The sequence below is a fragment of the Mycolicibacterium aubagnense genome (assembly GCF_010730955.1).
Taxonomy (GTDB): Bacteria; Actinomycetota; Actinomycetes; order Mycobacteriales; family Mycobacteriaceae; genus Mycobacterium; species Mycobacterium aubagnense.
On record NZ_AP022577.1, the window covers coordinates 5834017 to 5848254 of the forward strand.

Consider the following 14238-nt stretch of genomic DNA (forward strand, 5'->3'; position numbering starts at 1 on the left):
CCGCGCGACGCGGCGCCGTTCTGGTACTCGCACGCTATTCAAACAGGTCGACCCGCCGTCTGCGCAGGCGTTTGCCGGACTCGTTAGCGTGGACGCGTGCTCAGCGCCATCTCCATCGTCCCGTCGGCCCCTGTTTTGGTGCCCGAACTGACCTCCGGCGCCGCCGCGGAGCTGGCCGATCTGACGGCCGCGGTGCAGTGCGCGGCGAAGGTCCTGCCCTCGCGCTGGGTGGCGGTCGGTGTGGGTCCGCAGGACGGTCAGGTGCGTTCTGACGCCGTCGGCACCTTCGCGGGGTACGGCGCCGACGTCCGGGTGACGTTCGCGCCCGACATGACCGGCGAGGTCCGGCCGCTGCCGTTGTGTGCGTTGATCGCCGGTTGGCTGCGGGGCACGGCAAACCCCGAAGCGACGGTCGACATGCGGGTTTATGCCGACGATCTGGCCGCGGAGGTGGCGGTGGAACTCGGCCGCGTGTTGCGCGACGAGTTGGACACTGCGCCCGATCCGGTGGGCGTGCTCGTGGTCGCCGACGGCGCGAACACCTTGACTACCGCGGCACCCGGTGGCTTCGACCCCGATTCGGTGGCACGCCAAGCGCAGTGGGACGACGCCCTGGCCACGGGCGACATCGCCGCGCTCGCCCGCTTGTCCGGCGTGCTGGGCCGGGTGGGCTATCAGGTCCTGGCGGGGCTGGCCGGGTCGGACCCGAAGGCGACCGAGCTGTACCGCGGCGCGCCGTACGGCGTCGGCTATTTCGTCGGCACCTGGATCCCGCAGTGAGGCCCATCGCGGTCGTCGGCCCCACCGGGACCGGAAAGTCGGCGCTGGCGCTGGACCTCGCCGAGCAGTTGGGCGGCGAGATCGTGAACGCCGACGCCATGCAGCTCTACCGCGGCATGGACATCGGCACCGCCAAGCTGACGGTGCCCGAGCGGCGCGGCATCGTGCACCACCAGCTCGACGTCCTCGAGGTCACCGACATCGCGACCGTCGCGAACTATCAGGCCGCCGCGGCGGCCGACATCGACGCCATCGCCGCGCGCGGAGCTGTTCCGGTGATCGTCGGCGGCTCGATGATGTACATCCAATCGCTGCTCGACGAGTGGTCGTTCCCGGCGACCGACGCGCAGGTGCGGGCCCGCTGGGAGGACCGGCTGGCCGAGGTCGGCGTCACGGCCCTGCATGGTGAGCTGGCGCGCGTCGATCCGGAGGCCGCCGCGTCGATCCTCAACACCGACGGACGCCGGATCGTGCGGGCGCTGGAGGTCGTCGAACTCACCGGCCGGCCGTTCGCCGCGTCGGCACCCCAGATCGGTGCCCCACGGTGGGACACGCTCATCGTCGGATTGGACTGGGACACAGAGATTCTCGATGACCGTCTGCAGCGCCGCACCGACCTGATGTTCGCCTCGGGACTTGCCGATGAGGTGGTGGCCCTGCAGGCGCGGGGTCTGCGGGACGGGGTGACGGCAGCCCGGGCCCTCGGCTACGCGCAGGTGCTCACCGCACTGGAGGCCGGCGGTGACGAGGCCGCGATGGCCGAGGCGAAGGAGCGGACGTTCATCGGGACGCGCCGCTACGTCCGGCGGCAGCGCTCCTGGTTCCGACGCGATCACCGGATCACCTGGCTGGCAGGCGACGCGGAGGGGAACGCGGCCGAGGTCGCGCGAATCTGGCGCCACGTATCCTGACAGGGTGCGGTTTTCGAAAGGGCATGGCACCCAGAACGACTTCGTGGTGCTGCCCGATGTGGAAGGGGAACTGCGGCTCTCCGCTTCGATCGTCGCTGCGCTGTGTGACCGGCGCCGTGGGCTGGGGGCCGACGGCCTCCTGCGGGTGACCAAGGCCGGAGCCGCCCAGAACGCCGGCGTCTTCGACCGGCTTCCCGACGGGGTCGCCGCCGACGACTGGTACATGGACTACCGCAATGCCGACGGCTCCATCGCGCAGATGTGCGGCAACGGCGTCCGCGTCTTCGCGCACTACCTGCGTGCGTCCGGGCTGGAGTCCCGTGACGAATTCGTGGTCGGCTCGCTCGCCGGGCCGCGGCCGGTGGTGCTGCACGGCGCCGATGCGGTCAACGCCGAGGTCACAGTCGAGATGGGCAAGGCGCGGTCGTTCGGACCGGGCAAGGCCGTCATCGCCGGCCGCACCTTCGAGGGACTGGCGGTCGACGTCGGCAACCCGCACCTGGCCTGTGTCGACGCGTCGCTGAACATGGCCGGGCTGACCGCGCTCGATGTCGCGGCGCCGGTGTCTTTCGACGCCGACCAGTTCCCCGAGGGCGTCAACGTCGAGGTGCTCACCGCGCCCGCCAACGGCGTCGTGGCGATGCGGGTGCACGAGCGCGGGGTGGGGGAAACCCGCTCCTGCGGAACCGGAACCGTCGCTGCCGCGTTGGCAGCACTGAACCACACCGGCGCGGACACCGGCAGCCTGCGGGTGGTGATTCCCGGCGGCGAGGTCTACGTGACCATCACCGAGGACACCAGCTTCCTGCGCGGGCCGTCGGTGCTGTTGGCGCACGGTGAACTGGCCGCCGAGTGGTGGCACGAGAACGAAGGAAATTCAGATGCGGCCCGCTGACTTTGCGGGCACCATCGATAACTGCCTATGACCTCTCCTTTCAATCCCGAGAACATCCCTAGCGTCGGTGAACTAGCGCTCGAAGATCGTGCGGCACTGCGCCGCGTTGCCGGGCTGTCGACCGAACTCGCCGACATCTCCGAAGTCGAATACCGGCAACTGCGCCTCGAACGCGTGGTGCTGGTCGGCGTGTGGACCGACGGGACCTCGGCCGACGCCGACAACAGCCTGGCCGAGTTGGCCGCCCTGGCCGAGACCGCGGGCTCAGAGGTGCTCGAAGGCCTGATCCAGCGCCGTGACAAGCCGGACGCGTCGACGTACATCGGCTCCGGCAAGGCCCTGGAGCTCCGCGAGACCGTGCTCGCCACCGGCGCCGACACCGTCATCTGCGACGGTGAACTGAGCCCCGCGCAGCTGAACTCGCTGGAAAAAGTGGTGAAGGTCAAGGTCATCGACCGCACTGCGCTGATCCTCGACATCTTCGCCCAGCACGCCACCAGCCGGGAAGGCAAGGCCCAGGTGTCGCTGGCGCAGATGGAGTACATGCTGCCGCGGCTGCGCGGCTGGGGTGAGTCGATGTCGCGGCAGGCCGGTGGTCGCGCCGGTGGTGCCGGCGGCGGCGTGGGTACCCGTGGCCCCGGTGAAACCAAGATCGAGACCGACCGCCGACGGATCCGCGAGCGCATGGCGAAGCTGCGCCGCGAGATCAAGGACATGAAGAAGATTCGCGACACCCAGCGGCACAGTCGCCGGGCCAGCGACACCCCGTCGGTGGCGATCGTCGGCTACACCAATGCCGGCAAGTCCAGCCTGCTCAACGCCCTCACCGGCGCCGGAGTGCTGGTGCAGAACGCCCTGTTCGCCACCCTCGAGCCCACCACCCGCCGGGGTCAATTGGACGACGGCCGGCCGTTCACCCTGACCGATACCGTCGGGTTCGTTCGGCACCTGCCGACGCAGCTGGTCGAGGCGTTCCGGTCGACGCTGGAGGAGGTCGTCGACGCCGACCTACTGGTGCACGTGGTCGACGGCTCCGATGCCGACCCGCTGGCGCAGATCAACGCGGTACGCAAGGTCGTAGGCGAGGTCGTCGCCGAGTACGACATCGCCGCACCACGAGAGCTGTTGGTGGTCAACAAGATCGACGCCGCGGGTGATCTGGCGCTGGCGCACCTGCGACGCGCTTTGCCCGACGCGGTGTTTGTCTCGGCGCATACCGGTGAGGGTCTGGACCGGCTGCGGATGCGCATGTGCGAGCTGATCGAGCCGACCGACGCCGCCGTCGACGTGACCATCCCCTACGACCGGGGCGACCTCGTGGCCCGAGTGCACGCCGAAGGCCGCGTCGAGGTGGCCGAGCACACCGCCGACGGCACCCGGATCAAGGGCTGGGTACCGATGGCGCTGGCCGCCAGCCTCGGCGAGTTCGTCACCGCCTGAGTCAGGCGGCAGCCTTGGCCGGCTGGTCCGCCTTCTCGGCGGCCGGCTGCACAGGCTTGGGGGTCTTGACCGTCGTGTCCTTCTTTGGCTTCTTGACCTTGTCGGTGCCGCCGGCCTGACCGTCCTTCGCCGGGCCCTGGCTGGTGGTCGGGTCGGTGCCGTGCTTGGGGTCGGTCGTGTCCTTGGTGTCGGTGGTCTTGGTGTCAGATGTCTTGGTATCCGGCGTCGTGGTGTCGGTGGTCTTGGTATCCGGCGTCGTGGCGTCAGTTGTCTTCGTGTTTGTGGCTGTGGTGTCCGGGGTCCTGGTGCCGCTGTTCTTGGGGTCGGTGCCCTTGGGATCGGGGTTCGTCGACTGCTTCGAGCTAGTGACGGCTGCGAGCTTGCTGTCGCCGGTCGGGGTGGCGGACACCGCCTTCGGCGCGCTCGACCCGGTCAGGGCCGCGACCGTCGTTGGTGCCGGGGCTGGGGTTGTCGCGGCGATCGGAAGCTGCACCTTGCCGCCGGTGATGTCGCTGATCGCGGCCTTGATGCCCTCGCCTGCGGCGTTGACCAGGTCCACCGTCAGCGTGATCGGATTGATCAGCGGGATCAACCGGAACGGGGCCGGGACGCCGGGACTCAGGCTGCGGTCGTAGCCGGTGTCGATGAGGACGCGCAGCACGGGGGAGACCAGGTCGACCAATGGATTGATGATGAAGCTGGTGTGGGTGAAGCCGCCGAATTCCAGGAACGGCCGCACCAGAGGCAGCGTCTTGGTCGGGATGGTGATGTAGGTGGTGTCGCCGTACACGGTCTGGTTCTTCGGGTCCGTGAGGGCTGCGTTCAGCTCTGCCGGGGTGTATTGGAGGTCGGGAATCTCGCCGGCACTGCTGTTGGCGTTCGGTGACAGGTAGGTGCCGTGGGTGTACCAGAAACCGGCGATGGCGTTGAGGTCGGCGAGCAGGTTGACGGGGTACAGCGGGAAGTCGGAGACGCCGTCGTACTCGAACGCGATGTCGGTGGTCTTGATGCCGGTGTTGGTGGGCGCCGGCAGGCCGAACGTGGCGTCCAGGATCGGCACCGTGCCCAGGAAGGCGAGGCGTTCGAACAGGCCGCCGTTGGGCCGGTTGGTGTTGCCGATCATCACGAAGGACAACGCGGCCTTCTGGGCGTCGGTCAGGCCGGACAGGGTGGACTTCTCCCGGCTCACGATGTTGCCGCCCTGCGAGTAGCCGAAGACGACGACGGGGTTGGCGGTCGTCGCCGTCGGGAGCGCCGCCATCAGTGCGGTATCGAGGTTGGCGATGCCTTCACCGGTCGAGACGTCCCACTTGGCGCCGGACAGACCGCCCCAACCGGCGAACGGGAACGGCCAGAACTGGGCGGGGTAGTTGATACCGGTGAGCGTGCAGTTGTTGGCCTGCGTGCACAGCGGGTTGAACGGGGCGATGTAGTAGTTGTCGGCGTTCTGGTTGTAGCCGACCACGATGTTGGCGTTCGGCGTGCCGGTGCCCGGGACGATCAGTGCGGTCGCGGCAAGCGTGAACGCCGCCGTGACCATCGACACCACACCGAGCAGAACGGTGCTCAGCACCGTCAGCATCACGGCCACGGCTGCGGGGATGGTGCGTCCGAAAGTGCGCATCGCCTCGCCCCCCTTCTCGACTTCGCCGACCCCGATAATCGGCACCCGTTTCGCATCGTCGCACTGAGACCGGACCGGTACCCGGTGTTTGCCGAAAATCTGTCGGCCGTGTCGATTCTTCGGTACGCCGGTACCGGGTGATGGTGGGTGAAATCACACCGTCGCGATACTGCTTGCGGGGCAAGGCTTTTCGCTGAGCCGGCGGCCGGATTGGCCGTGACGGTCAGCGACGGGCACGGTTCGGCACTAAGCTTCGAACAACATCGGCTGCGCTCTCTTGTGGAGACGCGCCTGTCGATCACGTCGTGGAACGGCTGAGAGCCTTCAGTTCCCTCTGCACCAGCATTTCTCGCGGCGACCGATACTGCCGCCGGCATTGTCGACCTACCGTGCCGGAAAGGCTGTATTTATCCATGTCTGAAGAACAATCGTCGTCGTTCGCTGAACTCGGCGTCCCCGAGGCGCTCGTCGCCTCGCTCACCCGCCGCGGTATCGCCGCGCCGTTCCCGATCCAGGTCAGCACCCTGCCTGACACCCTGGCCGGGCGGGACGTGCTCGGCCGCGGCCGCACGGGTAGTGGCAAGACGCTGGCCTTCTCCATCCCGCTGGTGGCCCGGCTGACGGGTGCCTCGCGGCGCCCGTCGCGCCCCACCGGCCTGGTGCTGGCACCCACCCGTGAGCTGGCCACCCAGATCGCCGCGACCGTCGAACCGCTGGCCTCCGCCGTCGGGCTCAAGGTCACGACCATCTTCGGTGGCGTCTCGCAGAACCGTCAGGTCGACGCGCTGCGGGGTGGCGTGGACATCGTCATCGCCTGCCCGGGCCGCCTTGAAGACCTCATGAAGCAGAAGCTCGTCAGCCTGGACGCGGTCCAGGTCACCGTGCTGGACGAGGCTGATCACATGGCCGACCTCGGCTTCCTGCCGGGCGTCACCCGCATTCTGGCGGCGACCCCGGCCGGCGGGCAACGCATGTTGTTCTCCGCGACCCTGGACAACGGCGTGGACAAGCTGGTCCGCCGCTTCCTGTCCAACCCGATCACGCACTCGGTCGACGAGATCGACGCACCGCCGCCGGCCATGACCCACCACGTGTTCCACGTCTCCGGCGCTGCGGAGAAGAACGCCCTGGTGCACCGGCTGGCGTCCGGCACCGGCCGCCGCATCCTGTTCATGCGCACCAAGCACCAGGCTCGCAAGCTGGCCCGCCAGCTGACCGAGGCCGGCGTGCCGTCGGTCGACCTGCACGGCAACCTCTCGCAGCCGGCCCGTGACCGCAACCTCGCGGCATTCAGCGCCGGCGAGGCGCGTGTGCTGGTGGCCACCGATATCGCGGCGCGTGGTGTCCACGTCGACGAGGTCGAACTGGTCGTGCACGTCGACCCGCCGGCCGAGCACAAGGCATACCTGCACCGTTCGGGCCGTACCGCCCGAGCGGGCAGCGCCGGCGACGTCGTCACCGTGGTGCTGCCGGAGCAGCGCAAGGACGCCCAGCAGCTGCTGCGCAAGGCCGGCATCACGGCCCGGCCGCAGGAAGTCGTCGCCGACTCGGCGCCGGTGCAGGCGCTGGTCGGCGAGATCGCGCCGTACCGGGCTCCCGCACCCAAGGAAGTGCCCGCGCCGCGCGGCGGCAACCGCCCGGCCAAGACGGCGACCGCGGGGCAGCCGCAGCGTCGTCGTCGCAGTTCTGGTGGTCTGCAGGCCCCCGGGCGCGCACAGTCGCAGTCGGGTCGTTCGCAGTCGGGTCGTTCGCAGTCAGGTCGTTCGCAGTCGGGACGCACCCAGTCCCGGTAGCCGCCGCCCGGCGACGTGCCGGATGTGGGCCCGCTCACAACCAACCGTCCGGTTGGGATAAGTTGTTGCAAACTTATCCAGTACCGGAGGTCTCGCATGGGTGTCATCAAGTACGACCGCACGTTGTTCGAACCCGAGCACGAGCTGTTCCGGGAGTCCTACCGGGCGTTCCTGCACCGGCATGCCGAGCCCTACCGCGAGGAATGGGAGAAGGCCAAGATCGTCGACCGCGAGGTCTGGCGCGAGGCCGGTAAGCAAGGCTTTCTGGGTATGGCGGTGCCGGAGGAGTACGGCGGCGGCGGTAACCCGGACTTCCGCTACAACGTCATCGTCAGCGAGGAGACCGCGGCCGGACGGCACAGCGGTCTGGGCTTCACGCTGCAGAACGACGTCATCGCGCCGTATCTGCTCGAGCTCACCAACGAGGAGCAGAAGCGACGCTGGCTACCCGGGTTCTGCAGCGGCGAACTGATCTGTGCCATCGCCATGACCGAACCGGGCACCGGTAGTGACCTGCAGGGCATCAAGACCCGCGCGGTCAAAGACGGCGATCACTACGTCCTCAACGGCTCGAAGACGTTCATCACCAATGGCATTCACGCAGACCTGGTGATCGTGGTGGCATGCACGGACCCCGACAAGGGCGCGCAGGGCTTCAGCCTGCTGGTGGTCGAGCGCGGTATGGAGGGTTTCGAACGCGGCCGTCATCTCGACAAGATCGGCCTCGATGCGCAGGACACCGCGGAATTGTCGTTCACAGACGTCAGAGTTCCGGCCGAGAACCTGCTCGGGGTCGAGGGCATGGGATTCATCTATCTGATGCAGAATCTGCCTCAGGAGCGCATTTCCATCGCCGTGATGGCCGCCGCGGCCATGGAGGCCGTTCTGGAATCGACATTGCAATACGCCAAGGAGCGTAAAGCGTTCGGCAAGCCCATCGGCAGCTTCCAGAACAGCCGATTCGTGTTGGCCGAACTGGCGACAGAGGCCACCGCGGTGCGAATCATGGTCGACGAGTTCATTCGTCTGCATCTCGATCGGAAGCTGACAATCGACCAGGCGGCGATGGCCAAATGGTATTCGACAGAGGTGCAGGTCCGTCTGGTCGACCGGTGTCTGCAGTTGCACGGCGGCTACGGCTATATGCGCGAATATCCCATTGCGCGGGCATTCCTGGACTCGCGGATCCAGACGATCTACGGCGGCACCACCGAGATCATGAAGGAGATCATCGGCCGCGGATTGGGCGTTTAACTAATTGCCCACGCGAATTTATTCGCATATCCAACCGCGACACACTGGAGCGTTACTGCCGGATATCCCGCACGATGGGCATGAACTGAAGCAAAGTTGACAGAATCTCTCAATCAAGAGAGTTTGTCTGACGGAATTTGTATCCGGAGTTTTGCCAACCGCGGGAGGAATTCGATGACCGGGCTGCGAACCCGTGGCGGATGGGCTGGTGTCGGTGCCCTATCGGTCGCGGTGGCATTGCTCATGGCTCCGACGGCGATCGCGACACCGGAAAGTGACGCCGCCGACGTGGCGATCTCGCATACCTGGGACGTCGCAGGCGGTGACACGGGTGAGTTGGGTGCGAAAGACGGTGACGTCTATCAGGTCGGCGCCGGCTATGCGCAGAACTTTGCGGGTGGAAAGATTTATTTCACCGAGAACACCGGTGCGCACCTGATTTACGGCGCAGTTCTCGACAAGTATCAAGCGCTGGGCGGTGCCGCTGACAGCGACCTCGGGTTCCCGACCATCGACGAGGGTGCCGGGAAGGCCTCCGACAGCCGGAACAGCACGTTCAGTGCGGCCGACAAGCCCGTCATCTTCTGGACGCCGGAAAACGGTGCATGGGTGGTGCGAGGCGCCATCAACGTGGCCTGGGACAAGCTCGGCGGGTCGGCGGGCACTCTCGGCGTACCCACCGCCGACGAGTCCTGGAAGGGCGACGTCGTCTCGCAGCCCTTCACCGGCGGTGAGGTGAGCTGGAACTCCAAGACCAAGGCATTCACCACCACACCCGCTGATCTGGCAGGCCAGCTGTCCGGGCTCGACGTGCCGGGCGACGCGACGACGGCCATCGCCGCGGCGCGGCGGGCCGCCGGTGGGCCGCAGGGGCCCCTCGGCGACGAGCAGGGTGCGCAGTACAAGGTCGGCGACGGCGTGGCGCAGAACTTCGCCGGCGGCTCCATCTTCTATTCGGCCGCCACCGGTGCCCACGCGGTCACGGGCGACGTGCTGGCCAAGTACCGCGCGGCCGGCGGGCCGCAGGGTGATCTCGGATTCCCGGCGAGCAACGAGACCGATGGCGGCATCTCGCCGACCAGCCGGGTTGCCACCTTCGCCGCGGCGGACAACCCGACCATCTTCTGGACCCCCGACCACGGCGCGTTCGTCGTCCGTGGCGCGATGAACGTCGCATGGGCCAAGCTCGGCGGCGCCGCCGGCAAGCTGGGCGCGCCGACCGCGGACCAGACGGTCAATGGCGACGTCGTCAGCCAGAAGTTCACGGGTGGGTCGATCTCGTGGAACAAGTCGAGCCACGAATTCAGTACCGAGCCGGCGGACCTGGCGTCGCAGTTGAGCGGTGTGCAGGTCCCCAGCGTCGATCTCCCGGGCGGCGTGAGCGCGCAGCCCGAGGAGTCCGGCAAGTGGTACCAGTTCCACTGGTGGTGGCTGCTGGCGATCATCCCGCTGTTGCTGGTGGTGGTGGGCATCGCGATCGCGGCGCTGCTGCGGCGACGGCGGCATGCCGACCAGGATGTTCTCGACGAGCACGATGCGTACGACTACGACGACCACGAGTTCGGTGACGGGGAGTACGGCGACCCGCAATACGTGGACGACCACGGCGACACCGAGTACGCCGCCGAGTCCGCTCCCGAGAGCGAGCATTTCGACGCACCGCACGGCGGGCCCGAATTCCAGAGCAACCCGGACGTCATCGACACCGCGCCGACGGTGTACCCCGATTTCACGGCGGAGCAACCTGCGGGCGAGGCGCCCGCGGGAGAGTCAGAGGCGCAGCCCGAGGATGAGGCCCAGCCTGTCGACGCCGGCGAGCCCACTGAGCCCGAGCCGGTCGCTGATGAACCCGCAGACGAGCCGACGGCATCGGTGCAGCTTCCCGAGGCTCTGCGCCGCGGTGGCGCGGCGGCGGGCATGACCGCGGCCGGGCTCGCGGGGTTCGCGGGCCTGCGGCATCGAGAACCCGGCGACCGCGTGTGGGCCGCACCGGCCGCCGCTGAGACCGCTGCCTCGGACTCGGACGTTGACGAGCACGCTGACGAGCACGCGCCCGGGTCCGAGGAGCAGGTCGTCGATGCTGAGCGGGCCGAGGTCCCTGCGGGCGAGCCGGCGGGCGAACCGCCGGCCGAGTCGCGCGCGGACGCCACGTCGGCGGAGGACGCCGTGACGGCCGGTCCGGCCAGTGGTAGGCACCACGCCCTGGGTGCGGAGGAGCCCGAGACCGCGCAGATGTCGTTCCGTGTCGCGACCGGCGCGGAACCGCCTGAAGGCTACGTCATCAAGGCCAACACGAAGTCGGGTCTGTACTGGGTGCCGGATGCGCCCGGATACGACGACGCCGACGTTGAAATCTGGTTCGCCAGTGAGGAATTCGCGGTCACCAACGGATTCATCCGAGGCTGACCGCGCCAACGCCTGAGCCCCGCTGCGAGCGACTGCAGCGGGGCTCAACTCTTGGTCTGGGAGGCGTCAGATCTTGCGGATGACGGTCACGACCTTGCCGAGGATGACCGCGTCATTGCCCGGGATCGGATCGAAGGCCGGGTTGTGCGGCATGAGCCACACCTGGCCCTTGGCGCGCTTGAAGGTCTTGACCGTGGCTTCGCCGTCGATCATCGCCGCGACGATGTCGCCGTTGTCGGCCACGTTCTGCTGCCGCACGACGACCCAGTCCCCGTCGCAGATCGCGGCGTCGATCATGGACTCGCCGACCACCTTCAGCAGGAACAATGAGCCCTCGCCCACGAGTTCGCGGGGGAGCGGGAATACATCTTCGACGGCTTCCTCGGCGAGGATCGGGCCGCCGGCGGCGATCCGGCCGAGCACCGGCACGAAAGTCGGTTCGGGCAGGGCGTCCGAACCGGCGACATCGGTGGTGATGGTGGCGCCGTTCGTCTCGTCAGAGCCCCGGACATCCACGGCCCGCGGGCGGTTCGGATCGCGGCGCAGATAGCCCTTCTTCTCCAGCGTGCGCAGCTGGTGGGCTACAGATGACGTGGAGGTCAGGCCCACCGCATCGCCGATCTCGCGGATGCTGGGCGGGTAGCCGCGCGTGGTCACCGAGGCGCGGATGACGTCGAGGATGGTCCGCTGACGTTCGGTGAGACTGCTGGACCGGCCGCCCGACTGGGCGTCGGGGCTGCGATCGGTGCCGTCCGGGGTGTCGGTGCTGTCGCTCATATGGACGAATCTAGCCCAGTGCACACGAATCATCAAACATGTGTTCGAGATCGGCTGCATCGGCGTGTCGCGGCCGGGCTCCACTGTGACGTCGCGAAAGCCGGGGCGAATCAGCGGAACCGAACTTGTCGGTGGGCCGTCGTATCGTTCGCAACAGTTCGATCACATGTTCTACCGTTCGAACGTTTGGGCGATATAGTCGAACATAAGAGCGATCGAACCTATGTACGAACTCAGGAGAGGAATCGACATGACCGTCATCACCCGCGAGTACCCGACCGATGTCGTCGTCCGCACCGTGCCCCGGCGCGCCGACGTGAATCGTCACCGCCAGGCTCGGCTGCGGCCGGCCGGTTCCCGTCCCTCGGGCGCGGCATTCCGGCACCGGGGCACCGGTGTCTTGACCTCCCGTGCCTCACACCGGCGCAACCCGGTCACGCCGTTGACCACGGTGATGCTGGCCCTGGTCGCTGCGGGGATCACGGTGTGGCTGGGCCTGGTGGCACAGTTCGGGGAGGCTGTCCAGCCGACCGCATCGGCCGCGTCGGTGCCCGCGCAGCTCGCGGTGGTCCGGGTGCAGACCGGGGAGTCGATTCAGCAGGTCGCCCGGCGGGTGGCGCCCGACGCCCCTGTCAGTGCCGTCGTCGACCGCATCAAGGAGCTGAACAAGCTGCCGTCGGTGGCCCTGAACGCCGGGCAGACGCTGATTGCTCCGGTCGGCTGAGGGCAGCCCGTGCGCACCGTGATCGGCACGGCGCCCGGCCGGGTCCGAGCGGCACGGGTAGGCTCGAGACCGTTCGAAACGGTCGATTGTCGGTGCGGCGAAGGAGCGGTGATGCACTGTCCGTTCTGCCGGCATCCGAACTCGCGCGTGGTCGATTCGCGAGAAGCTGATGAAGGGCAGGCCATTCGTCGGCGCCGGTCATGCCCCGAGTGTGGCCGCCGGTTCACCACGGTGGAGACCGCGGTGGTCGCAGTGGTCAAACGCAGCGGTGTCACGGAACCGTTCAGCCGGGACAAGGTGATCAAAGGCGTTCGGCGCGCGTGCCAGGGGCGGCAGGTCGACGACGACGCCCTGAACCTATTGGCACAAAAGGTCGAAGATGCGGTGCGGGCCACCGGATCTCCCGAAGTGCCGAGCCACGAGGTCGGGTTGGCGATTCTCGGTCCTCTACGTGACCTTGATGAGGTCGCCTACCTGCGGTTCGCGTCGGTGTACCGCTCATTTTCGTCCGCTGAGGACTTCGAACGCGAAATCGAGGCACTGCGGGCACACCGCGGCGTGCCGTCGTCGGGCTGACGGCAGCTAGGTCGCGCTGCGTTCGTCGCTCTCCAGTGCGTCGAATACCGCAGCCTTCATGTCGAATGAGGCGTCCATCGTCTTTGTGGTGACGCCGGCCTGCAAGAGGCCACGTAGCGCGTCGCGGTCGTAGACCGACGGTGCGGTTGTGTCGATGAAATTCTCGACGAGCGCCACGAACCGGTCTGGGTCGTCGTGGAATGGGAAATGTCCCGAATTTTCGAAGAGTTCAAGCCGGGAACCGGGCATCGCGGCGTGCGCCAGTTCTCCGTGGGCGGCCGGGATGACGGCATCGTGCGAGCCCCAAACCAGTTGCACCGGGATGGCTTCGGTCAAATAACATCGGTCCAGCATGGTGACCACCTGGCCGCGCCAGTCGACCACCGCGCGCAGGGTCCGGCCGAAGGCTGATGACGCCCGCGGCTCGGGCAGATCGTTGAGTATGCGCAGCATGTTCGGCAGGTCATGGCCCATGCCGGTCGAACCGAACAGGGCACCGCCGAGACGTCCGGCGATCTGAAGCGCGGGCAGCACCAACGGAATTCGCAGCAGTGCCAGGGCTTCGGTGCCCAACGGGAGCGCTGCGAGCCGCAGTGCGATGTTCACATCTCGGGTGACGCCGCCGGCCCCGACCAGCACCAGGCGATCGATCAATTGCGGGAACTGATAGGCGAATTGCATGGCCACGCCGCCGCCCAGCGAGTGGCCGACGACCGTCACTCGTTCGATGTCCAGCACGCTGAGCAGGTCCCGCATGCCGTTGGCATATGCCGCCACCGAGTAGTCCGCGCGCGGCTTGTCGGACTTGCCGTGGCCCAGCAGATCCGGGGCGATGACGGTGAACCGCTGCGCGAGGCGCGTCTGCACGGTCTCCCACGTGGTGGAGTTGTCGCCGATGCCGTGGATCAGCAGGATCGCCGGACCGGACCCGGCCACCCGGAATGCGCGTCGGTAACCGTGGATGGTCCGGTATTCCAGTCGAGGCGTGACGTCACGCACCGAGTGCAGGTTGGCCTTTCCGTCGGGCATCGTCCCAGCCTCCTTGCCATCGCGCCGGC

Annotated in this window: 12 protein-coding genes; 9 read left to right on the top strand and 3 right to left on the bottom strand. The window is 67.7% G+C overall.

All coding sequences use genetic code 11. The features are described 5' to 3' along the window. Positions 1 to 96: 96 nt before the first annotated feature. From G6N59_RS27910 to hflX, 4 genes are read left to right on the top strand one after another with little or no spacing between them, the layout of a single operon-like run. Positions 97 to 780: a class III extradiol ring-cleavage dioxygenase family protein gene (locus tag G6N59_RS27910; protein WP_138230153.1), complete on the top strand. Its 684-nt coding sequence runs from the start codon at positions 97 to 99 to the stop codon at positions 778 to 780. Beyond that, positions 777 to 1691, top strand: coding sequence for a tRNA (adenosine(37)-N6)-dimethylallyltransferase MiaA (miaA, locus tag G6N59_RS27915; protein WP_138230154.1), 915 nt, complete (start codon positions 777 to 779; stop codon positions 1689 to 1691). Before G6N59_RS27910 ends, miaA begins: the two co-directional genes overlap by 4 nt. Before the next feature lie 4 nt (positions 1692 to 1695). Further along, positions 1696 to 2586, top strand: a complete 891-nt coding sequence (dapF, locus tag G6N59_RS27920; protein WP_138230155.1) for a diaminopimelate epimerase — start codon at positions 1696 to 1698, stop codon at positions 2584 to 2586. 27 nt (positions 2587 to 2613) lie between these two features. Next, positions 2614 to 4026 (top strand): GTPase HflX, encoded by a 1413-nt coding sequence (gene hflX / locus G6N59_RS27925; protein WP_138230156.1) that lies wholly within the window; start codon positions 2614 to 2616, stop codon positions 4024 to 4026. Between the two features lies 1 nt (position 4027). Here hflX and G6N59_RS27930 read toward each other — a convergent pair whose 3' ends face one another. Further along, complete coding sequence (locus G6N59_RS27930; RefSeq protein WP_138230157.1) at positions 4028 to 5650, bottom strand: PE-PPE domain-containing protein; 1623 nt, start codon at positions 5648 to 5650, stop codon at positions 4028 to 4030. Positions 5651 to 6063: 413 nt separating this feature from the next. On the opposite strand from G6N59_RS27930, the gene G6N59_RS27935 reads away from it, so the two are divergent. The 3 genes from G6N59_RS27935 to G6N59_RS27945 all read left to right on the top strand — a co-directional run bounded on the left by G6N59_RS27935 (position 6064) and on the right by G6N59_RS27945 (position 11103). Beyond that, the gene (locus G6N59_RS27935; RefSeq protein WP_138230158.1) at positions 6064 to 7443 is read left to right on the top strand and encodes a DEAD/DEAH box helicase; all 1380 of its coding nucleotides are present in this window, start codon (positions 6064 to 6066) and stop codon (positions 7441 to 7443) included. 96 nt (positions 7444 to 7539) lie between these two features. After that, positions 7540 to 8697, top strand: a complete 1158-nt coding sequence (locus G6N59_RS27940; protein ID WP_138230159.1) for an acyl-CoA dehydrogenase family protein — start codon at positions 7540 to 7542, stop codon at positions 8695 to 8697. 174 nt (positions 8698 to 8871) lie between these two features. Then, positions 8872 to 11103, top strand: coding sequence for a sunset domain-containing protein (locus tag G6N59_RS27945; protein ID WP_163911823.1), 2232 nt, complete (start codon positions 8872 to 8874; stop codon positions 11101 to 11103). A 66-nt stretch (positions 11104 to 11169) separates the two neighbouring features. On the opposite strand, the gene lexA is transcribed toward G6N59_RS27945, so the two are convergent. Further along, entirely contained in the window at positions 11170 to 11880 is a 711-nt protein-coding gene (gene lexA, locus G6N59_RS27950) for a transcriptional repressor LexA (protein WP_138230172.1), read from the bottom strand. Between the two features lie 250 nt (positions 11881 to 12130). On the opposite strand from lexA, the gene G6N59_RS27955 reads away from it, so the two are divergent. After that, entirely contained in the window at positions 12131 to 12604 is a 474-nt protein-coding gene (locus G6N59_RS27955; protein ID WP_138230173.1) for a LysM peptidoglycan-binding domain-containing protein, read from the top strand. A 111-nt stretch (positions 12605 to 12715) separates the two neighbouring features. Further along, a complete protein-coding gene (gene nrdR, locus G6N59_RS27960) occupies positions 12716 to 13180 on the top strand; it encodes a transcriptional regulator NrdR (RefSeq protein ID WP_138230174.1) in 465 nt (154 codons plus the stop codon). Positions 13181 to 13186: 6 nt separating this feature from the next. Here the strand turns inward: nrdR and G6N59_RS27965 are convergent, their stop codons facing one another. Then, positions 13187 to 14209, bottom strand: coding sequence for an alpha/beta fold hydrolase (locus tag G6N59_RS27965; protein ID WP_138230175.1), 1023 nt, complete (start codon positions 14207 to 14209; stop codon positions 13187 to 13189). Positions 14210 to 14238 lie beyond the last annotated feature (29 nt).